General features: G+C 70.2%; 19 protein-coding genes. 6 read left to right on the forward strand and 13 right to left on the reverse strand.

The features are described from left to right. Positions 1-33 precede the first annotated feature (33 nt). The 3 genes from EHF44_RS21655 (at position 34) to EHF44_RS21665 (ending at position 1,420) form a co-directional block, all read left to right on the forward strand. Positions 34-228: a DUF1059 domain-containing protein gene (locus tag EHF44_RS21655; RefSeq protein ID WP_124685763.1), complete on the forward strand. Its 195-nt coding sequence runs from the start codon at positions 34-36 to the stop codon at positions 226-228. Between the two features lie 274 nt (positions 229-502). Beyond that, a complete protein-coding gene (locus EHF44_RS21660) occupies positions 503-799 on the forward strand; it encodes a hypothetical protein (protein WP_124685764.1) in 297 nt (98 codons plus the stop codon). 129 nt (positions 800-928) lie between these two features. Beyond that, positions 929-1,420, forward strand: coding sequence for a DUF421 domain-containing protein (locus tag EHF44_RS21665; RefSeq protein WP_124685765.1), 492 nt, complete (start codon positions 929-931; stop codon positions 1,418-1,420). Between the two features lie 93 nt (positions 1,421-1,513). Here EHF44_RS21665 and cyoD read toward each other — a convergent pair whose 3' ends face one another. Genes cyoD through cyoA form a run of 4 tightly spaced genes read right to left on the reverse strand, consistent with a single transcriptional unit; the run spans position 1,514 to position 5,537 of the window. Next, positions 1,514-1,876: a cytochrome o ubiquinol oxidase subunit IV gene (gene cyoD, locus EHF44_RS21670; RefSeq protein WP_124685766.1), complete on the reverse strand. Its 363-nt coding sequence runs from the start codon at positions 1,874-1,876 to the stop codon at positions 1,514-1,516. After that, a complete protein-coding gene (gene cyoC, locus EHF44_RS21675) occupies positions 1,876-2,538 on the reverse strand; it encodes a cytochrome o ubiquinol oxidase subunit III (protein ID WP_172966153.1) in 663 nt (220 codons plus the stop codon). The genes cyoD and cyoC overlap by 1 nt, the downstream gene beginning before the upstream one ends. A 2-nt stretch (positions 2,539-2,540) precedes the next feature. Then, positions 2,541-4,535: a cytochrome o ubiquinol oxidase subunit I gene (gene cyoB / locus EHF44_RS21680; RefSeq protein WP_124685767.1), complete on the reverse strand. Its 1,995-nt coding sequence runs from the start codon at positions 4,533-4,535 to the stop codon at positions 2,541-2,543. Positions 4,536-4,541: 6 nt separating this feature from the next. Further along, entirely contained in the window at positions 4,542-5,537 is a 996-nt protein-coding gene (gene cyoA / locus EHF44_RS21685) for a ubiquinol oxidase subunit II (RefSeq protein ID WP_124685768.1), read from the reverse strand. Between the two features lie 119 nt (positions 5,538-5,656). On the opposite strand from cyoA, the gene EHF44_RS21690 reads away from it, so the two are divergent. Then, positions 5,657-7,069 (forward strand): PLP-dependent aminotransferase family protein, encoded by a 1,413-nt coding sequence (locus EHF44_RS21690; RefSeq protein ID WP_437340350.1) that lies wholly within the window; start codon positions 5,657-5,659, stop codon positions 7,067-7,069. Between the two features lie 7 nt (positions 7,070-7,076). Here the strand turns inward: EHF44_RS21690 and EHF44_RS21695 are convergent, their stop codons facing one another. After that, positions 7,077-8,819 (reverse strand): OPT/YSL family transporter, encoded by a 1,743-nt coding sequence (locus EHF44_RS21695; RefSeq protein WP_124685770.1) that lies wholly within the window; start codon positions 8,817-8,819, stop codon positions 7,077-7,079. Between the two features lie 528 nt (positions 8,820-9,347). Between EHF44_RS21695 and EHF44_RS21700 the strand changes: the two genes are divergently transcribed. Further along, a complete protein-coding gene (locus EHF44_RS21700) occupies positions 9,348-10,283 on the forward strand; it encodes a 2-hydroxyacid dehydrogenase (protein ID WP_124685771.1) in 936 nt (311 codons plus the stop codon). 10 nt (positions 10,284-10,293) lie between these two features. Here the strand turns inward: EHF44_RS21700 and EHF44_RS21705 are convergent, their stop codons facing one another. The 5 genes from EHF44_RS21705 to zwf all read right to left on the reverse strand — a co-directional run bounded on the left by EHF44_RS21705 (position 10,294) and on the right by zwf (position 15,564). Continuing rightward, positions 10,294-11,631 (reverse strand): sensor histidine kinase, encoded by a 1,338-nt coding sequence (locus tag EHF44_RS21705; protein WP_124685772.1) that lies wholly within the window; start codon positions 11,629-11,631, stop codon positions 10,294-10,296. Then, positions 11,631-12,338, reverse strand: coding sequence for a response regulator transcription factor (locus EHF44_RS21710; RefSeq protein WP_124685773.1), 708 nt, complete (start codon positions 12,336-12,338; stop codon positions 11,631-11,633). Before EHF44_RS21710 ends, EHF44_RS21705 begins: the two co-directional genes overlap by 1 nt. A gap of 12 nt (positions 12,339-12,350) precedes the next feature. Next, a complete protein-coding gene (locus EHF44_RS21715; protein WP_124685774.1) occupies positions 12,351-13,340 on the reverse strand; it encodes a glucokinase in 990 nt (329 codons plus the stop codon). A 62-nt stretch (positions 13,341-13,402) separates the two neighbouring features. Further along, the gene (gene pgl, locus EHF44_RS21720) at positions 13,403-14,092 is read right to left on the reverse strand and encodes a 6-phosphogluconolactonase (protein ID WP_124685775.1); all 690 of its coding nucleotides are present in this window, start codon (positions 14,090-14,092) and stop codon (positions 13,403-13,405) included. Between the two features lie 23 nt (positions 14,093-14,115). After that, positions 14,116-15,564, reverse strand: a complete 1,449-nt coding sequence (zwf, locus tag EHF44_RS21725) for a glucose-6-phosphate dehydrogenase (RefSeq protein WP_124685776.1) — start codon at positions 15,562-15,564, stop codon at positions 14,116-14,118. A 290-nt stretch (positions 15,565-15,854) separates the two neighbouring features. Between zwf and edd the strand changes: the two genes are divergently transcribed. Further along, complete coding sequence (gene edd, locus EHF44_RS21730; RefSeq protein WP_124685777.1) at positions 15,855-17,681, forward strand: phosphogluconate dehydratase; 1,827 nt, start codon at positions 15,855-15,857, stop codon at positions 17,679-17,681. A gap of 264 nt (positions 17,682-17,945) precedes the next feature. Here the strand turns inward: edd and EHF44_RS21735 are convergent, their stop codons facing one another. From EHF44_RS21735 to EHF44_RS21745, 3 genes are all read right to left on the reverse strand, one after another. Further along, a complete protein-coding gene (locus EHF44_RS21735; RefSeq protein WP_124685778.1) occupies positions 17,946-18,851 on the reverse strand; it encodes a mechanosensitive ion channel family protein in 906 nt (301 codons plus the stop codon). A 193-nt stretch (positions 18,852-19,044) separates the two neighbouring features. Beyond that, positions 19,045-19,941 (reverse strand): AraC family transcriptional regulator, encoded by an 897-nt coding sequence (locus tag EHF44_RS21740; RefSeq protein ID WP_124685779.1) that lies wholly within the window; start codon positions 19,939-19,941, stop codon positions 19,045-19,047. Positions 19,942-20,057: 116 nt separating this feature from the next. Continuing rightward, positions 20,058-21,341: an MFS transporter gene (locus EHF44_RS21745; protein WP_124685780.1), complete on the reverse strand. Its 1,284-nt coding sequence runs from the start codon at positions 21,339-21,341 to the stop codon at positions 20,058-20,060. Positions 21,342-21,468: the final 127 nt, after the last annotated feature.

A 21,468-nucleotide genomic window follows, 5' to 3' on the forward strand; every position in this document is an offset into this window, starting at 1 on the left:
TGGCGCGCCGATCATTCGCGCCAGGAGGCAGCCATGGGACGCAAATACATCGATTGCCGCGAGTTTCCCAGCGAGAAGAACTGCACGGTCGCATTGAGCGCCGACACGGAGGACGAGCTGCTGGAAGCAGCCGTGCAGCACGCGGTGCAGGTTCACGACCACCAGGACTCGCCCGAACTGCGCAGCCAGCTCAAGGCGTGTTTCAAGGAGGGTGCGCCGCCGGCATGACGGCGGCACTGCGCAGGGGCGACGGACGCCGGCGCAAGTCCGCGGCCGCCGCCCCTGTCTGCCCGGCCATCCCCCCTGCCATCCCCCGCCATTCCCCCCCTTGGCCCGCCTGCGCAACCGCGACGGCCATAAATTCCCGCCTTTGTGAAATCTGCACGGCCTGCCGGGCCGGGAATCCGCGCTGCGGGGCTGGCCCCCTTTGGCGGCGCCGGGACCGGAATATGCATGGTCCGGCCATCCAACACAGCGCCGCAGGCGTCCAAGGAGTGTCGAGATGGCAGACCATGATGCCGTGGTACGGCTCTATGCCACCCAGATCGTCGAGAAGGCCGATGCCGCCCAGCAGGGCGAGCCGGTGTCCGCGCTGGCCACGTCCGAGATCGACAAGGCGATGATGCATTTCCGCACGCTCGATGGCGGCCGGTCCACCGGCGCGCTGCTGCGCCAGCTGGTTGGCGCGCTGCGCGAGGCGGCCGGGCAGCGCGGGCGGGCCGAATCGGCACGGCTGGTCATCCTGATCGCGGCCGACTATGCGTCGGAAGCGTCGCAGGCGCATCCTGGCGGGGGCTAGGTCGCGCGAGGGAGCCTGGAGGGGTAGGAGCCGCCTGACAGCGGGATCGGACAGCCACCGTCGCACCGCCCGCGCGCCGGTCCTTACCATGGAAGCAGGCTCAACAAGGCGCCCTGCGCCGCACCCGCCATGGACCTTTCGGTCGATTGGGGCAACCTGCTCCACTTCAGCATTTCGCCGCTCGAAACCATGCTGCGCGGCACGCTGATGTACTGGTTCCTGTTCCTGATGTTCCGCTTTGTCGCCCGGCGCGACGTGGGCTCGCTTGGCATTGCCGACCTGCTGATCGTGGTGATCGTGGCCGATGCCGCGCAGAACGGCATGGCCGGCAAGGGTGACAGCGTGGCCGACGCCGCGCTGCTGGTGGGCACGCTGGTGGCCTGGAACCGGCTGTTCGACCTGGGCGCGTGGCTGTCGCCCGCGATCCGGCGCTTTGTCACACCGCAGAAGGTGGTGCTGGTGCGCAACGGCAAGAAGGTGGTGCGCAACATGGAGCGCCACACGATCACCGACGAGGAACTGGCCGCGCAGCTGCGCGAGAAGGGCGTGGAGTCGTACCGGCACGTCAAGGTCATGTACCTGGAGCCCGACGGCAAGATCAGCGTCATCACTGACGACTAGCCCGGCCTCCACAGCAAAAAAGGACAGGCCGTGCGGGGAACGCACGTCTGTCCTGTCAAGAACCGGCTCCAGCCCGAGCCGGGCACAGATGCCTCAGCCTGGCGCGCGCGCCCCAGCTGGCACGGACGGCATCGGCATCATGTTCTGGTTGGCGTTGTGCATGACCCACAGCGACCCCGACACGACGATGGCGATCAGGCCCACCGTGCACGCGAAGATCGCCGTATTGCCGCGCTGGCCGCGGCGCGGCCCCAGGTGAAGAAAGTACACGAGCTGCACCAGCAGCTGCACCACGCACAGCGCCACGATCAGCGCCAGCCCGGCGCGCGGCGGCAGCAGCCGGCCCATCACGGCACCAAACGACAGGAACGTCAGCACCAGCGACAGCGCGTAGCCGATCAGGTGGCTGCGCAGGCTGCCATGGGCGGCAGGATGGATGGCTTCGGAATGGGACATCACAGGAACTCCCGCAGGTAGACCACCGTGAACACGAAGATCCACACCAGGTCCAGGAAATGCCAGAACAGGCTCAGGCAGGCCAGCCGGCGGCGCACCACGGCGTCCAGCCCGAACACCTGCACCTGGTTGACCATGACGATGATCCACAGCAGGCCGGCGCTGACGTGCAGCCCGTGCGTGCCCACCAGCATGAAGAACGCCGACAGGTAGGCGCTGCGGTGCGGCCCCGCGCCCTCGTGCAGCAGTTCGCGGAATTCGTAGACCTCCATGCACACAAAGGCGGCGCCCAGCGCGAACGTCAGCACCAGCCAGCGGATCACGGCCTGCGGGGCGCCCTTGCCGGCTTCGTCCAGCTTCAGCATCGCCACGCCGAACGTCAGGCTGCTGGTCAGCAGCAGCACGGTCTCGGCCAGCACGAAGCGCAGGTCAAACAGCTCGCGCCCGGTGGGGCCGCCGGCCGTGCCGTGCAGCAGCACGCCGAACGTGGCAAACAGCGACGCGAAGATCAGGCAGTCGCTCATCAGGTAGATCCAGAACCCGAGCTTCAGCGTCGATGCCTGGGCCTGGGCGTGATGGTCGTGCCCGGCGTCGTGCGCAGGGGCGGCGGCCGCGTGCGGCACGTCCGCCGCGCCGGCCTGGAGTTTCAGGATGGTGGTCATGGTCAGTTGGCTCCCCGGGCGGCCAGCGCGGCGCCCAGCTGGGCGTGGCGGGCCTGTTCGATGCGCGCTACCTCGGCGGCCGGCACGTAGTAGTCCACGTCGCGGTCGTAGCTGCGGGCGATGAACGTCAGGATCATCGCCACCAGACCAAAGCCGGCCAGCCACCAGATGTGCCAGACCAGCGCGAAGCACAGCACCAGCCCGAACGCCGACACGATGAACCCCGCCGACGTGTTGCGCGGCATGTGGATGTCCGCGTACGGCGCGTCGACCCGGTAGGCGCGGCCGGTCTCCTTGTCGTCCCAGTGCTGCTCCAGCGACGTGATCTGCGGCACGTGCGCGAAGTTGTAGAACGGCGCCGGCGACGCGGTGGCCCATTCCAGGCTGCGGCCGCCCCATGGGTCGCCGGTCAGGTCGCGGTGCTGGTGGCGGTCGCGCACGCTGACAAAGAGCTGCCAGAGGATCGCCAGGATGCCGCAGCCGATGACCACGGCGCCCACCAGCGCGACGATCAGGTACGGCTGCCAGTCAGGGTTGTTGTAGTGGTTCATGCGCCGCGTCATGCCCTGCAGGCCCAGCGCGTAGAGCGGCATGAACGCCAGGTAGAAGCCCACCAGCCAGCACCAGAACGCCACCTTGCCCCAGAACTCGTTCAGCGTGAAGCCGAACACCTTGGGGAACCAGAACGTCATGGCCGCCAGGCAGCCGAACACCACGCCGCCAATGATCACGTTGTGGAAGTGGGCGATCAGGAACAGGCTGTTGTGCAGCACGAAGTCCGCGCCCGGCACGGCCAGCAGCACGCCGGTCATGCCGCCCACGGCAAACGTGACCATGAAGCCGATGGTCCAGAGCGTGGACGAGTGGAAGCGGATGCGCCCCCGGTACATCGTGAACAGCCAGTTGAACAGCTTGACGCCGGTGGGAATCGAGATGATCGACGTCATGATGCCGAAGAACGCATTGACGCTGGCGCCCGATCCCATCGTGAAGAAGTGGTGCAGCCAGACGAAGAACGACAGCACGCCGATGGACGACGTGGCGTACACCATCGACGTGTACCCGAACAGCGGCTTGCGCGAGAACGTGGCGATGATCTCCGAGAACGCGCCGAAGCACGGCAGGATCAGCACGTAGACCTCCGGGTGACCCCAGATCCAGATCAGGTTCACGTACATCATCGCGTTGCCGCCCAGTTCGGTCGTGAAGATGTGCATGTCCAGGTAGCGGTCGGCCGCCAGCAGCGCCAGCGTGGCCGTCAGCACCGGGAAGATGGCCACGATCAGGATGTTGGTGATCAGCGCCGTCCACGTGAACACCGGCATCTTCATCAGCGTCAGGCCCGGCGCGCGCATGCGCAGGATCGTCACGATGAAGTTGATGCCGGTCAGCGTGGTGCCCAGCCCCGATATCTGCAGCGACCAGATGTAGTAGTCCACGCCCACGGTCGGGCTGTAACCGAGCCCGCTCAGCGGCGGATAGGCCACCCATCCAGTGGCCGCGAAGTCACCGACGAACATCGACAGCATGACCAGCACCGCGCCCATGGCCGACATCCAGAAGCTCAGCGAGTTGACGAACGGGTACGCCACGTCGCGCGCGCCAATCTGCAGCGGCACGATCACGTTCATCAGACCCAGGATGAACGGCGTGGCGACGAAGAAGATCATGATCACGCCGTGCGCGGTGAAGATCTGGTCGTAGTGGTGCGGCGGCAGGTAGCCGGCCGCCTCGCCCACGGCAATGGCCTGCTGCGTGCGCATCATGATGGCGTCGGCAAACCCGCGCAGCAGCATGACCAGCGCCAGCACGATGTACATCACGCCAATGCGCTTGTGGTCCACCGAGCAGATCCACTCGGTCCAGAGATAGCCCCACTTGCGGTAGCGCGTGATCGCGGCCAGCAGCGCGGCGCCGCCCAGCAGCACCGCCACCAGCGTGCCCATGATGATGGGCTCGTGCAGCGGAATGGCGTCGAGAGAAAGTTTTCCGAACATGATGGGTCAGCGCTCCAGCGTGGTCTGCTGCGCCGGGAGCGGCGGCATGTTGGCGCCGGCAATGGCGCTCAGGGTGACCGGGCTGTCGGCCCGGCAGATGTCGCCGTTGCCGGCCATGTACTGGTCCACCACGCCCTGGAACAGGCGCGGGTCCACCTTGCCGTAGACGGTGACGGGGTCCTTGCTGCTGGGCTGCTCCAGCCGGCGGTAGGCCGCCGCGTCCAGCGTGTGGCCCGATGCGCGGGCGCGCGCCACCCAGGCGTCGAAATCGGCCCGCGACGTGGCAACGGTCCGGAAATGCATGTCCGAGAACCCCGCGCCGCTGTAGGCCGCCGAGCGGCCGTCGAACACGCCGGGCTGGTCGGCAATCAGGTGCAGCTTCGTCTGCATGCCGGCCATCGCATAGACCATGCTGCCCAGCCGCGGGATGAACAGCGCGTTCATCGTCGACTCGGCCGTGATGCGGAAGTTGACCGGCGTGCCCACCGGGATCGGCAGTTCGTTCAGCGACGCCACGCCGTACTGCGGATAGATGAACAGCCACTTCCAGTCCAGCGCCACCACGTCCACCTGCAGCGGCGCGACAGTCGATTCCAGCGGGCGGAACGGGTCCAGCTTGTGCGTGGTGTCCCAGATGATGATGCCCAGCAGCGCCACGATCACGCACGGGATGCCCCAGACCACCACCTCGATCCGGGTGGAATGCGACCAGCGCGGCGCGTACGCGGCCCGGGTATTGCCTTCGCGGTAGCGCCACGCGAACACCAGCGTCAGGATGATCACGGGCACCACCACCAGCAGCATCAGCGCCGTGGCCAGCACGATCAGATTGCGCGTCTGAACGCCGATGGAGCCGCTGGGGTTCAGCAGGTCCCACGTGCAGCCGGTCAGGATCAGCGGCGCGATGGCGGCCAGGCAGGCGCCGGGCGGCAGGAACGATGAGGCGGCAGGACGGGACGGGGGGCGCCGACGCCCGCGCGGGTCGGCTGGTGGCTTACGCATGTCAAACACCTTGGTTCGGGGGCGCAGGCGGGGTCCCGGCAACCGGGTATTTGTATGGATTTGCCTGCGGTGTGGCGCATGCTAAGGTAAGACAACATCCATACAAGCGGAGTCTTGTCTTGCCTACAACGCAGCCCGTGCGCCCCGGCAACCCGCCGCCCGCCAAACCCGCGTGGATCGGCGCGTTCGCGCCCGGCGCCGGGCCGCGCTACATCCAGATCGCCGGTTTTCTGGAAACGGCGATGGCCGACGGCCGGCTGGTGCCCGGCGACCGCCTCCCGCCCCAGCGCGAACTGGCGGCGCTGTTCGGCGTCGACCTGACCACGGTCACCCGGGCGCTGGCCGAGGCCCGCCGGCGCGGGCTGGTGGCGCCGCGCGGTTCGCTCGGCACCTTCGTCGCCGCCCCGGCCTTTGAACTGGCGCAGGCCGTGGACCTGAGCATGAACGTGCCGCCCCCGCCGGCCGGCATCGACTTTGCCGACCTGCTGCGGCGCGGGCTGGCCCAGGTGACGCTGCGCGCCGACGCCAACCTGCTGATGACCTACCAGCTTGGCGGCGGCACCATGCCCGACCGCGTGGCCGGCGCGCAGTGGCTGGCGCCGATGCTGGGCGACGTGGCGCCCGAGCGCGTGATGGCTAGCCCCGGCGCCCAGCCCGCGCTGGCCGCCCTGATCCTGAGCCGCACCACGCCCGGCGGCACCATCGCCGCCGAACCGCTGGTCTACCCGGGCGTGCGCGGCGCGGCCGCCGAACTGGGCCGGCAGGTGGCCACCATCGCCGTCGACGCCGACGGCATGCACCCCGACGCGCTCGACGCCGCCTGCCGCAGCGGCAACGTCCAGCTCGTCTACCTCAACCCGACGCTGCAGAACCCCACCACCCACACGATGCCCGCGGCGCGCCGGCGCGAGATCGTCCGCGTGGCGCGGCAGCATGGCGTGCTGATCGTCGAGGACGACCCGTACTGGCTGCTGACGCCCGACGCGCCGCCGCCGCTGGCCGCCATCGCGCCGGACCAGACCGTCTACATCGCCACGCTGGCCAAATGCCTGAGTCCGGGCCTGCGCACCGCCTACGTGGTGGCGCCCGACCGCGACATGCAGGAATCGATCCTCGGCGCCCTGCGCGCGATCACGCTGATGGCGTCGCCGATTGCCACGGCGCTGGCAACCCAGTGGATCCGCGACGGCTCAGCCGCCGCGCTGCTGGCCGGCATCCGCGAGGAAGCCGCCGCGCGCCAGCAGATTGCCCGGCAATGGCTGGCGGCCAGCGGCCCGTTTGCGCCGTCGGGCATCCACGTCTGGCACGCGCTGCCCAGCTACTGGTCATCGGCCGGATTCAGCCGCGCGGCGCAGGACGCCTCGCTGCGCGTCACCGCGTCTGACGTGTTCCACGACGGCGCCGCGCCGCCCAACGCCATCCGCATCGCGCTGGGCGGCGTGCCGGACCGCGCGCAGCTATCGATGGCACTGAAGAAGCTGTCGGGCCTGCTGGCGGGCAAGCCGCCCCATGCGTCGATGCCGGTGATCTGAGCCGGCGTCAGCCCACCACGGCCAGCAGACCGGCCACGCCGAAGCCCAGCGCGGCCAGCGCGTCGCCGGCAATCAGCCCGCCGCCCACCAGCGAAGTCGTGCTCATGTCCTCGGGCAGCGCCGCGTCGCGCGATGCCCGGCGCGCCCGGCTGTCCCACAGGCTGGCCGCCACGCCGCCGGCCGCCATCCACACGGTGGCCGGCAGGTTGACAAAGCCGCCAAACGACGACGCATACGGCGACGGCAGCACCACCGCATCGAGCACGAAATCGCAGGTCCGGCCGGCCCGGCCCGCCTGGGCAAACCGCATATAGCGCGGCCACGCGCGCAGCGCCTTGCGCAGGACCTCGGTCACCAGCCCGATACCCACGCCGATCCAGACCGCCAGCCGCTGGTAGGGCCGGTCCTCGGTCATGCTGCGCAGCGCGCCGACGATCTTGTAGGTCATGGCCGATGTCCAGCGCGCCGGCTGCTGGTCGGCCGGCAGCACGGTCTGGTCGAGCCGCAGCACCGGATAGGCATCCATGAACAGCCGCGCCAGCAGCACCGCCAGCACCGCGCCCACCACGATCCCCGCCACCTGGTAGGCAAACTGCACCGTGCGGTTGGTGCCGAGCCGCCAGCCCGTGGAGCGGTCCTGCTGCATGTCGCACGCCTCGGCCGTGGAGACCAGCAGCACCGTCGCCGCGATCAGCCCGACATGGGGCTGGCGCAGCCCCACCGCCGCCATCAGGATCACGGTCAGCACGAACGCGGACGAAATCGGGTTCTGGTCGACCATCCCCACCGAGATGCCGTTGACCAGCGCGAAGACCAGCACCAGCCCGACGGCCATCAACTGGTAGCCGACGGGCTGGTCGAACCATGCGGCGCCGCTGGCGACCACCGCCAGGCCCCAGACCACGACCCAGGCGACGATCCAGCGCTGCGGCGCCGACGCACGGCCCGCCGACTCGCCGGTGGCCCGCCGCGCGCGCTGCCGGGCACGCGCCAGCAGGAGCATCACGTCCACGGCGGCGGCGCCCATGATCATCCCCAGCGCCAGCAGGAACGTGATCTTGCGATAGGGATCGCCCGGCGCCAGCCAGCCGATGGACACGAAGTACGGCGTCAGCGCCCACCCGGCCAGCCCGCCCACCAGCGCGGCGATGCCGATGCGCGCGCCGACGATCATCCCGACCCCGAACGTCGACGCCGACAGGTCGATGGCACCCAGCCACGCCACGCGCGTGGCCCCCACCCCGGCCAGCACGCCCGCGCCCATCCCGCCGGCCAGCCGCGCCAGCGACCGGCGCAGCAGCACCGGATCGGTCAGCGCACGCAGGATGTTGGCCACGGCCAGCCCGGACGGGAACGTGAGCTGCATGCGATCCACCAGCAACGGCGTGTAGAGCATGCCCACGCCCACGCCGTACATGCCGATGCAGAGCATGTAGCCGATCAGCTGCCACAGCGGCGGCTGCGCAATGCCCATCCATCCCATCGCCTGGATGACGACCACCATGCCACCCATCCCCGCCACCGACGCCGCCGCGGTCTGGATGTAGTTAGCCCCATGCCGCCCCGCCGCGCCATACCCGGCCGTCACCGCCGAACCAAGGATGCCGGCCAGCACCTGCCCGCCCACGAAGAACCCCAGCGAGAAGTTCATGTACGCCGCCGCCACGCCCCCCAGCGGCCCCAGCACAAGCATGCCGGCCGCGCCGAGCAGCAGGTGGTAGGGCCAGGTGTGGGGGGTGGGCAGGCGCATGGCTCGATTGTGGCGGCGAATCAGGGTGGTCGGCAATTGGCCGGCTGGCCCTCTCCCCCGGCCCCTCTCCCGCAAGCGGGAGAGGGGAGAACCCCGCAGGTCTTCCGATCGCTCATGGTTTGCTCCCTCTCCCGCAACGCGGGAGAGGGAAAACGCCGCAGGTCTTTCGATCGCTCACGGTTTGCTCCCCTCTCCAGCAACGCGGGAGAGGGAAAACCCCGTAGGTCCTTTGATCGCTCATGGTTTGCTCCCCTCTCCCGCAACGCGGGAGAGGGGCCGGGGGAGAGGGCAGGCGCATGCGTACCGACCCCGCCAAAAACAAGACCCACCTGCAAAAGCGTACCCATTTCTGCGCCCTCCGCCCCGCCACAGCGTACCCATTTCTGCGCCCCGCCACGCCCGCCGATCCCGACTGATAATCGCCCACAACACCGTCGCGCCGCAGGCAGCCCGGCGCCCCCGGGCATAGAATGCGGGGTCGGCCCTGGCCGGCCTTTACGACTTTCCTCTCTCGATCCGCTGTCACGCATGAAGCCCGCCCTGCTCGTCCTGGTCCAGCTCGAACCGGACCACCTCGTCCTCGTTTCCCGCCAATACGACGCCTGCTACGCGCCCGATGCCGCGCAGCGGGCCGAAGCCATCGCCAGCAAGGGCGGCACGTTCCGCGCGGTGCTGACCAACGGCACCACGGGCCTGACGGCCGCGGACGTTGCCGCCATGCCGCAACTGACGCTGGTGTGCGCGCTGGGCGCCGGGTACGAGAACATCGACATCGCCGCCTGCCGGGCGCGCGGCATTGCCGTGGGCAACGGCGCGGGCACCAACGATAGCTGCGTGGCCGACCACGCGATGGCGCTGCTGCTGGCTACCGTGCGCCGCGTGCCCTCGCTGGACCGCGCCACGCGCGACGGCATCTGGCGCACGACCATCGCGCTGCCGCCCAATGTGTCCGGCAAGCGGCTGGGCATCGTCGGGCTGGGCACGATTGGCCGGCGCATCGCCCAGCGCGGCCAGGCGTTCGACCTGGAGGTGGGCTACCACAACCGCCGCCCGCGCGAGGACGCTCCGTACCGTTACTTTGCCGATGTGATGGCGCTGGCCGAATGGGCCGACTACCTCGTGGTCGCCACGCCGGGCGGCCCGGCCACGCGCCATATGGTCAATGCGGGCGTGCTGCGCGCGCTGGGGCCGGGCGGCTATCTGGTCAACATCGCGCGCGGCAGCGTGGTCGACACGGCCGCCCTGGGCAACGCGCTGCGGGCCGGCCAGCTTGGCGGCGCCGGGCTGGACGTCTACGAGAGCGAGCCCGAGCCGCCGGCCGAACTGTTCGATTGCCCGAACGTCGTGCTGACGCCGCACGTGGGCGGATGGTCGCCCGAGGCGGTGCTGGCATCGGTGAACCAGTTCCTGGAAAACGCCCGCCGCCACTTTGCCGGCGAGCCGCTGGTGGCCCCGGTGGGCTGACGCCCCGGCCTCAGCCGACGGCCGGAAACACCACGCGCACGCGCAGGCCCGGCGCCGCGTCTTCCAGCGCCACCTGCGCGCCGTGGGACTGCGCCACCTCGGCGACGATCGCCAGGCCCAGGCCGCTGCCGCCCGTGGGTGCGTCGGGCGCACGGTAGAAGCGGTCGAACACGCGCGCGCGTTCGTCGGGCGGGATGCCGGGGCCGTTGTCGGTCACCACCAGCTCGATGCCGCGCCCGGTGTGCGCCACGCAGACGTCGACCCGGCCGCCGCGCGGGATGTAGTGCAGCGCGTTGTCGACGAGGTTGGTCAGCAGGATGCGCAGCGCGTCGGCATCGCCACGCACCGTGACCGGCCCCTGCGTGCCGCCATCCTCCAGCCCCAGGTCGATGTCGCGGTCGATGGCCGCCTGCGACATCTGCACCACCACTTCGCCAGCCAGCGCCCGCAGGTTTACCGGTTCGTGCGGCGGCGGCGCGGCGCCGGGCTCCTGGCGCGCCAGCGTCAGCAACTGCGCCACCATATGCGTGAGCCGCTCCAGCCCCTGCCGTAGCTGGCCCAGCGCCGCCTGCCGCGCGTCGGCGCTTTCGGCGCGCTCCACCAGCTGGGCCTGGAGCTGCAACGCGGTCAGCGGCGTGCGCAGCGCGTGCGCGGCATCGGCCACGAAGGCACGTTGGGTGTCGATGGCATGGGCCAGCCGTGCCAGCAACTGGTTCAGCGCGGCCGACAGCGGCGCGATCTCGTCGGGCATGTCGCGCACGGCCAGCGGCGCCAGCGTGTTGGCATCGCGCGCGCGCACCTCGGTGGCAATCTCGCGCAGCGGACGCAGGCCGCGTCCCACCGCCATCCACACCAGCCACGCCAGCAGCGGCAGCAACAGCAGCAGCGGTGCCACGGTGCGCAGCGCCATATGGGCCGCCAGCGTGCGGCGCGCGCTGAGCGGCTGGGCGATCTGCACCACGGCCGGCCCCAGCTGGACGCTGTAGATGCGCCATTCGCCCGATTCTGTCTGCGCGTTGGTGAAACCCAGCTCGGCGCGCGGCGGCAGCGCCGGGCGGGAATGCGACAGATAGAGGCTGCGGCCCGAGCCGTCCCAGATATGGATCACGACGTCCTCGTCGGCACGCAGCAGGTCGGCGCCCGTGGCACTGCCGCCGCCATCGAACGGCGGCGCCATCGGGGCCTGGAACTGGCTGGGCAGCGCGGCGGCAAGCTGCTTCATCTGGTAGTCGAACAGCGCGTTGGCTTCCTGCCGCGCCTGGCCGTAGATCAGGCCCGTGGCCACGGCGATGCCCAGCGCCAGGCCCGCCGCGAGCCACCACAGCAACGTTCGCTGGATCGATCGCATCAGTCGGCCGCCTTGCTGGCCGCGTCATCCAGCTGCGGCATCAGGTAGCCGACGCCGCGGATGTTGCGGATCAGCCCCGCGCCGAACTTGCGGCGCAGCGCGTGGATATAGACCTCCACCGTGTTGCTGCCGACCTCGTCGTCCCAGCCGTACAGCCGCTCCTGCAGTTGTGGCACCGACCAGACCTTGCCGGGCCGGGCCATCAGCGCCGACAGCAGCGCGTACTCGCGCGCCGACAGCCGCACCGGCGTGCCGGCCTGCGTGGCCTCGCGCGTGGACGGGTTCAGCACGATGTCGCCGTAGCGCAGCTCCGGCTCCGCCCGGCCTTCGGCGCGGCGCGCCATCGCGTGCATGCGCGCCACCAGCTCCTGCAGGTCGAATGGCTTGATCACGTAGTCATCGGCGCCGGCGTTGAGCCCGGCCACGCGGTCCGCCACGGCGTCGCGGGCGGTGACGATCAGCACCGGCGTGCGCACGTTGCGCGCGCGCAGCGTCTTGAGCACGTCGATGCCCGAGCGGCGCGGCAGCCCCAGGTCCAGCAGCACGAGGTCGTAGCCGCCATCGGCGCGGGGGCCGTGCTGGTCGGACGCGGCGTCCAGCCCCGCGTCGCCATCGGTCACCCAGTCCACCGTAAAGCCCTCCTGGCGCAGCGCCGTCTTCACGCTCTCGCCGATCATGGCATCGTCTTCCACCAGCAGGACTCGCATGGTCGTCGGCGCTCAGGTGGCGGGGTGGCGCATGTCGCCCTGCAGCCGGTCGGCCAGCGCGCGGGCCAGGCCCGGCAGGGCCGGGAATTCGGCGGCAATCACGAACACGGGCACTTCGGCCAGGTACTTGCCCATGCGCCCCTTGTCGACAAAGCGCGCGTTGAACGGCGAGGCATGGAACGCCTGCACGAAGCGCGGCACGATGCCGCCGCCGATGTAGACGCCGCCGCGCGCGCCCAGCACCAGCGCGATGTCGCCCGCCACCGAGCCCAGCAGCCCGCAGAAGGCGTCGAACGCGCGGCGGCACAGCGGGTCGCCCTGCTTCAGCGCGCCGTCGGTGACCTGCGCGGGCGTGAGCGGCGTATCCAGCGGCGTACCCGTTTCTGCGGACAGCGACGCGTGGATGTGCGACAGCCCCATGCCCGACAGCAGCCGCTCGGCCGACACCCGGCCCAACTGGTCATGCGCGGCGCGCCAGGCAATCCATTCGTCGTCCGTGACCGGCATGACCTCGATGTGGCCGCCCTCGCCCGCCAGCGCCACCGCGCCGCCGCCAGGGGCCGGCACGAGGCCGGAGACGCCCAGCCCGGTACCCGGGCCGATCAGCGCGCGCGGCGCCGTGGCCACGGCCGTGCCGGGCCGCACCTGCACGATGTCGTCGTCGGACAGGTGCGGCAGCGCCAGCGCCAGCGACGTGAAGTCGTTGATGGCCACCAGCGTCTGCAGCGCCAGCGACTGCCGCATGGCCTCGACCGAGAACGCCCAGTTGTGGTTGGTCAGCTTGACGTGGTCGCCCGTCACCGGGTTGGCCAGGCCGATGGCGGCATGGGCCGGCCGCGCGTCGTCGGGCAGCGTGGACAGGTACTGACGCATCGCCGCTTCCAGCGACACGTGATCGGCCACCTTGTAGGCCGTGACCGCGCCAATGCGCATCGGCGCGGTTTCCAGGGCAAAACGGACATTGGTGCCGCCGACATCGGCCAGCAGTCTGGGATAGGACATGTGGATCGCTGCGTGGATGCGTGGATGCGTTAAGGCGTTGATGCGTGGGGTGGGATGGCGGGTCAGCCGCCTTCGGTGCGGAAGATGTCCACGCCGCGCCGGTGCCGGGCCAGCACGACGCTGACGGGCAGCGACGGCGTGGGCGCTTCCAGCGCGCGCGCCAGCACCGCGTTCTTGCGCGCGCCCGAGATGGCCAGGAAGGTGCGTTCGGCGGCCAGCAGCGCGGCCAGGTTCAGCGTCACGCGCGCGTGCGGCGCCACGGACGGATGGGTGACCAGGTAGCCGGGCTGCGGCTCGGACAGGCCGGTCTGCAGCTCCGGCGCGTCCGGGAACAGCGACGCCGTGTGCCCGTCCTCGCCCATGCCCAGCACCACCACGTCGGGCTGCTGGAAGCTGGCGTTCAGGCGCTGCACGGCCTGCAGCGGGGCGGCGGCCTCGGCGGCGTCGCGGATCAGCGGCGCCCAGCCGGCCACGGCCGCGCCCTCGCGCAGCAGGTGGCTGCGCACCAGCGCGCCGTTGCTGTCGGCGTGGTCGGGCGGCACGGCGCGGTCGTCCACCAGCGTCACGGTCACGGCGTCCCAGCGGATGGGGCGGTAGCGCAGCCGCTCGAACATCGGCACCGGCGACTTGCCTCCCGATACCGCCAGCACGGCCCAGCCCTTGGCCTTGATGACGAGGTCCAGCGCATGGCTGACCGAGATGGCCAGCGATTCGGCCTGGTCCATCAGCGTGGGATGTTCGAACTGGCGCATGGCGCGGCTCCTTTCGGTCGGGATCAGACTTCCTCGTGCCAGAGCGCGCCGTCGCGCGACATCAGCGCCGTGGACGCCGCCGGCCCCCAAGTGCCCGCCGTGTACGGCTTGGGCGGCACGGTGCTGGCGTCCCAGGTGTCGATGATCGGCTCCACCCAGCGCCACGCCTGCACCTGCTCGTCGCGCCGCACGAACAGGCCCAGCCGGCCGCGGATCACGTCCAGCAGCAGGCGCTCGTAGGCCCCGGCGCGGCGCGCCTTGAATGAGTTGGCGAAATCGAGATCGAGCGAGGTGGGCGTCAGCTCCAGCGTGTCGCCGGCCTGCTTGACCAGGAAGTACAGCCGGATGCTTTCCTCGGGCTGCAGCCGGATCACCAGCCGGTTCTGCGGCGACAGGCCCAGCGGCTTGGGAAAGATGGCGTGCGGCACGTCGCGGAAGTGCACCACGATCTCGGCCACGCGCGACTGCATGCGCTTGCCGGTGCGCAGGTAGAACGGCACGCCTTCCCAGCGCCAGTTGGCAATCTCGGCCTTGATGGCGACGAACGTCTCGGTGCGGCTGTCCGGTGCGATGCCCTGCTCTTCCAGGTAGCCCACCACCGGCTTGCCGGCGATGGCGCCCGAGCGGTACTGGCCGCGCACGGTCTTCTCGGCCACATCCTGCGGCAGGATGGGCTTGAGCGCCTTGAGGATCTTGATCTTCTCGTCGCGGATGGCGTCCTCGCTGAGGCTGGCCGGCGGCTCCATCGCCACCATGCACAGCAGCTGGAGCAGGTGGTTCTGCACCATGTCGCGCAGCGCGCCGGTCTGGTCGTAGAAGTCGCCGCGCTTCTCCACGCCCAGTTCCTCGGCAATCGTGATCTGCACGTCCTGCACCCATTCGCGCCGCCACAGCGGCTCGAACAGCGCATTGCCGAAGCGGATCGCCATCAGGTTCTGGACCGATTCCTTGCCCAGGTAGTGGTCGATCCGGTAGATCTGGTCCTCGGCAAAGTACTTGCCCACGGCCGCGTTGATGGCCTCGGACGAATCCAGGTCGTGGCCGAGCGGCTTCTCCAGCACCACGCGCACGTTCGGCGTGTTCAGCCCGGTGCGGGCCAGCTGTTCGCAGATCGGCACGAAGATGTGAGGCGCCGTGGCCAGGTAGCAGACCACCACCTCGGGCTTGCGGGCCAGCACCTTCTGGGCCAGTGCGTCGAAGTGGGCCGGCTCGCGGGCGTCGGCCTGCACATAGCAGATGCGGTCCAGGAACGACGCCCACGCCTCGGGCGGCGCGTGCTCCAGGCCGGGGCGCACGGTGTCTTCCAGCGTGGCCTTGTACTGCTCGGTGGTCTGCGGATGGCTGCCCGTGGCCAGGATGCGGGCCGACGGATGCAGCACGCCGCAGCGGTGGGCGTCGAAGAGGGACGGCAGCAGCTTGCGCCGCGCCAGGTCACCGGTGCCGCCAAACAGCACCATGTCGAAATCGGGCATGCTCACCCTGGGCTCCTTCGGGGGATCGCCCCCGGCAACTACTGAGTGCCGCCGGGCGGCGCATTGGTTCCAGTGATGTTACGTCACTCATGGCCGCTTGGACAGGCGGGCGCGCCGCCAGGCAGCACGGGCGTACCCGTTTCTGCGGGCCGCGCCGGCGGGCCGGATGCGGAACATCCGCCCCCTTTCGTCACTCCCAACGGCTGGCAGTCCCCATTCGATGACGCCGCCGTGACGGTGGCGCCCCGTTTTTTCGGCTACGCTGAGAATCGCCCTTTCAGGAGATCACAATGCCCCGCCACCCCGTTCTGGAGCAGGTCACGGCCCGTATCGTGGCCCGCAGCGCCGCCACCCGGCAGGCGTATCTGGACCGCACCCGCGCCATGGCCGGCCAGAAGGTCGAGCGCGCCAATATCTCGTGTACCAACTTGGCCCATGCCGTGGCCGCCATGCCCGACGAGGCCAAGATCCGCCTGAAGGCGCAGGAGCGGCCGAACCTGGCCATCGTGTCGGCCTACAACGACATGCTGTCGGCGCACCAGCCGCTGCAGGCGTTTCCGCAATGGATCAAGCAAGCCGCGCTCGAAGCGGGCGGCACGGCGCAGTTCGCGGGCGGCACCCCGGCCATGTGCGACGGCGTGACCCAGGGGCAGGACGGCATGGACCTGTCACTGTTCTCGCGCGACGTGATTGCGATGGCCACGGCCGTGGCGCTGTCGCACCAGATGTTCGACGGCGTGCTGTGCCTGGGCGTGTGCGACAAGATCGTCCCCGGCCTGGTGATGGGCGCGCTGTCGTTTGGCCACCTGCCCGCCGTGTTCGTGCCGGCCGGGCCGATGACCACGGGCATGAGCAACGACGAGAAGGCCCACATCCGCCAGCTCTACGCCGAAGGCAAGATCGACCGCGCCGGGCTGCTGGAGGCCGAATCCAGGTCGTACCACGGCCCCGGCACCTGCACGTTCTACGGCACGGCCAATTCGAACCAGATGCTTATGGAAATCATGGGCCTGCACCTGCCGGGCACCGCATTCATCAACCCCAACACGCCGCTGCGCGAGGCGCTGACACGCGAATCGGCGCGCCATGCGCTGCGGCTGGTGCACGGCGGCGAGCGCTACACGCCGATTGCCGACGTGCTGGACGAACGCGCGTTCGTGAACGGCATCGTCGGCCTGGTGGCCACGGGCGGGTCCACCAACCACACGCTGCACCTGATCGCCATGGCCCGCGTGGCCGGCATCCAGCTTACGTGGGACGACTTCCACGAGCTGTCCGCCGCCGTGCCGCTGCTGGCGCGCGTCTATCCGAACGGCAAGGCCGACGTGAACCAGTTCCAGGCCGCCGGCGGGCTGTCGCTGGTGATCCGCGGCCTGCTGTCGCTGGGGCTGCTCCATGACGACGTGACGACGATTGTCGGGCGCGGGCTGGCCGACTACACGCGCGAGCCGACGCTGCGCGAGGGCCGGCTGACGTGGGCCGACGGCCCGGAGAAGTCGCTCGACGACACCATCGTGCGCGGCCCCGACCAGCCGTTTGCACCGGACGGCGGCATCAAGCTGCTGGACGGAAAGCTGGGCCGCTGCGTGATCAAGACGTCGGCGGTCAAGCCCGAGCACCAGGTGGTGGAGGCGCCGGCCATCGTGTTCCAGCATCAGGACGACGTGCTGGCCGCCTTCAAGCGCGGCGAGCTGGAGCGCGATTTCGTGGCCGTGCTGCCGTGGCAGGGGCCGTCGGCCTGCGGCATGCCCGAGCTGCACAAGCTGACGCCGACGCTGACGCTGCTGCAGGACCGCGGCTTCCAGGTGGCGCTGGTGACCGACGGCCGCATGTCGGGCGCGTCGGGCAAGGTGCCGGCCGCCATCCACGTCTGCCCGGAAGCGCTGGCCGGCGGGCCGATCGGCAAGGTCCGCACCGGCGATATCGTCCGCGTGGACGCCCCGGCCGGCGTGCTGACCGTGCTGGCCGCCGAAGACGACTGGTCCGCGCGCACCGTCCAGATCCCCGATCTCACGGCCAACCGCCACGGCGTGGGCCGCGACCTGTTCGGCGGCTTCCGCAAGCACGTGGGCACGGCCGAGATGGGCGCGTGCTCGCTGTTCGCGGACGAGGGCTGAGGGTTGTTGGTTATTCCCCTCTCCCGCGTTGCGGGAGAGGGGAGACCACCATCGCTGGAATTCGGCTGCGAGCTCGACGTCCCGATGTCTTGTTCCCCTCTCCCGCCTGCGGGAGAGGGGTCAGGGGAGAGGGCCGGCGGCTCAAAATGCGATGTGGTCGGCAAGCAGCGCCTCAACGCCCTCTCCCCCGGCCCCTCTCCCGCGTTGCGGGAGAGGGGAGCAAAACCGTCAGCCGCGCGCCCAAAGCGTACCCAATTCTGCGTGCTAGTTTGGCCGTCCGCGATACGGCAGGCTGCGGGCGTCGCCGTTGCCCGATTCGGCCGGTTCGGCGTCTTCCATCTCGGGCACGTGCACTTCCTGGATCGGCACGGCGATGCGGCAGCCGGCGCCTTCCAGCACCGACTTCAGCCGCGCGAAGAAGCCGTACTGCACGGTCCAGAAGTTGTCGTTCGACGTCCAGTAGCGCGCGTTCAGCGTGACGCCGCGGTCGGTGTAGCGCACCACCATGACTTCGCGCCGGGGCTCGGGCAGCAGGCGCTTCTCGCTGTCGAGCATGGCGGCCAGCGCGTCCAGCCCGGCCTGCACGGGGCTGTCGAAGGTGACGGTGACCTCGATGTCCATCCGCCGCGTGGGGTTCTCGCTGTAGTTCATGATCGGGCTGCCCCAGATCTTGCCGTTGGGCACGCGCAGGCAGACGCCGTCGAACGTCTGCAATTCGGTCATGAACAGCCCGGTCTCGCGCACGGTGCCGGCCACGCCCTGGGCGTCGATGTACTGCCCGACGCGGAACGGCCGCAGCAGCACCAGCATGATGCCGGCGGCAATGTTCTGCAGCGTGCCCTGCAGCGCCAGGCCGATGGCCAGCCCGGCGGCGCCGAGCATGGCGATGATGCTGGCCGTCTGCACGCCGAACTGGGACAGCACCAGCACCACGGTCAGCACGCGGATCACCCACTGGGCGACGCTGGCCAGCATCGGGCGCAGCGTGTCGTCGACATGGGTGCGCTGCAGGGTCTGGCGCAGCGCGCGGGCAGCGCGGCCGGACAGCCACCAGCCGATGGTCAGGATGGCCAGGGCCGCCAGGCAGTTCAGGCCCTGGCTGACGGCGAACTGGGTCAGGTAGGCCCAGGTGGCTTCCAGCTTGGCGTGATCGATCAGGTTCAGGTCCATGCAAAGGCTCCGGGTGGCAAACCCCGCCAGACTTGCGAAGGCTGTGCCAGCCGGGCCGCCGGCGGCGCCCGGGCGTACCCGTTTCTGCGTGAGCCAAAGCCGCGCAACGGCTGGCGGCGAGCCGGGGTGTCGCGCAGGCGGGCGCGCCGCCGGCGTCACTATTGCTGGCGGGTCGGCCCTGCGGGTGCAGTCTTTACAACGCGGTGGGAATTGTTGCCGCCCCGCGCCATTGGCCGGGGGTGACGCCGTAGGCAGCGCGGAAGCGGTTGCTGAGGTGGCTGGCCGACGCAAAGCCGGCGCGGGCCGCCACCTGCTGCAACGACAGCCGGCGGTCGTCCAGCAGGCCCCGGGCCCGTTCCAGCCGCGCCCGCATGACCCAGGCGTGCGGGGCCATGCCGAACGAGACGCGGAACATCCGCGCGAAATGGAATTCCGACAGGCCGGCCAGTTCGGCAAGCTGCCCGAGCGTGGGATTGTCGGCCGGATGGGCGTGGATCCAGTCGGCCACGCGGCGCCGCGCCGTGGCGGACAGCCCGCCGCGCCAGTCGGCGGACGGCCGGCGCGCACCATGGGACAGCAGCAGGTGCGTCACGGCCTCGTGCGCCATGGCGTTGCCGATCATGCGGCTGTCGGGGTCCTGCCAGTCCAGCGCCACCAGCCGGCGCGACATCGCCACCAGCCGGGCATCCTCGGCGAACAGCCGGTCCTGCAACTGCAACGCGCGCGGCTCAGCATCGAGCACGCGCACGCAGTGCCACGCCAGGTGCTCGGGCTGGAAATAGAGATGGAGAAAGCGCTGGGTGCCGCCGACGTGCCAGGCCGATTCATGGTCGGCCGGCAGCAGGCACAGCCGGTCGGGGCCGCCCTTGCGGTCCGGCGCGTCGCGGCGATAGGTGCCCTGCCCGCCTTCCAGGTAGACCGACATCGTGTGGTGGCCCGGCCGGGCGTAGGCGGTGTCGTCCTGGCGGTTGCGCCATAGCGCCAGGCCCAGGCCGTCGCCCAGCACGCAGGCGCGCTCCAGCGACGCACGCGACTGCGTGAGCGCGGAGAACACGGCGTTGCCGCTGAGGGGCTGGGGGGCGTCGGGCATCACGTGACTCTATCCCAAATCGGGGGCGATGGCGGACCCGGAGGACCACCCCGCATTCACGCAGAAACGGGTACGCCCGGCCATCGAAAAAGGGCGGTCTGGCCGCCCTGTTGGTCCTAGCGTGCCGCCGCCGCGCCCTGCCCGGCCTTGGGTTCGGTGGGATGGTCGTGCAGGCGATCGCGGCTGGTCAGCGCCGGGAACAGCTTCATCCAGACGCCCACCACCAGCAGCGTGCCGGCGCCGCCCAGCAGCACCGCGCCCACCGGGCCCAGCAGCGCGGCCGTGACGCCCGATTCGAACTCGCCCAGCTGGTTCGACGCGCCGATGAAGACCGAATTGACCGCGCCCACGCGGCCGCGCATGTCGTCCGGGGTATCGAGCTGCACCAGCGTCTGGCGCACCACGACGCTGATCATGTCCGATGCGCCCAGCACCACCAGCGCACCCATCGACAGCGGCAGCCACGTGGAGATGCCGAACACCATCGTCGCCACCCCGAAGATGGCCACCGCGCCGAACATCACGCGGCCCACGCGGCGGTTCAGCGGATGCCGGGCCAGCCAGAGCGCCGTGACCAGCGCGCCGATGGCCGGCGACGAGCGCAGCAGCCCCAGGCCCCACGGCCCGGTGTGCAGGATGTCGCGCGCATAGATCGGCAGCAGCGCCGTGGCGCCGCCGAGCAGCACCGCGAACAGGTCCAGCGACACCGCGCCCAGCAGCACCTGATGGCTGCGGATGTACGCAAAGCCGGCAAACAGGGTCTTGACGCTGACCGGCGCCGTCAGGCGCTGGGCCGCCTGGCGCAGCTTCAGCGTGAACACCAGGCCCGCCGCGATGGCGAACAGCACGGCGCTGATCGTGTAGACCACGCCGGGGCCGGCCACGTAGGCAAACCCGCCCAGCGCCGGGCCGATGATGATGGCCGTCTGCGCGGCCGAACTGGACAGCGCCACGGCACGCGGCAACTGGCGCGGCGTCACCACGCTCGGCAGCAGCGCCTGGAACGTCGGCATCTCGAACGCCCGGCAGCCGCCGATGGCCGCCACGAACAGGAAGATGTGCTCGCTGGTGACCCAGCCCGAAAAACTGGCCACGGCCATCGCGGCCGCGATGACGGCCTCCAGCATCTGGCAGGTGCGCACGATGATGCGGCGGTCGAAGCGGTCGGCCACGTGGCCGGACATCAGCAGCAGCACGATCGACGGCAGGAACTGCACCAGCCCGACCATGCCGAGCATGAACGGGTCGCGCGTCAGGTCGTACATCTGCCAGCCCACGGCCACCGTGAAGATCTGGTAGCCGATGGTGGTACAGAGCCGCGCGAACCAGAAATGCCGGAAGGCGGGGTCGCGAAAGACGGTGTCCGGCTCGTCGGCCGGCTGCGCAGGGGCGTTGGACATGGGGCGAAGGGGCGCCGGACGGGCCGGGCGGATGCAATGTACGCAATCGCGTACAAAGCTCGGGATTCTAGCCGAGCCCGGCCGATCGCGCCGGCCGAATGTTGTATCGGCAACGATACATCGCGGC

It is taken from the genome of Cupriavidus pauculus (assembly GCF_003854935.1).
In the GTDB taxonomy this organism is placed as follows: Bacteria; Pseudomonadota; Gammaproteobacteria; order Burkholderiales; family Burkholderiaceae; genus Cupriavidus; species Cupriavidus pauculus_C.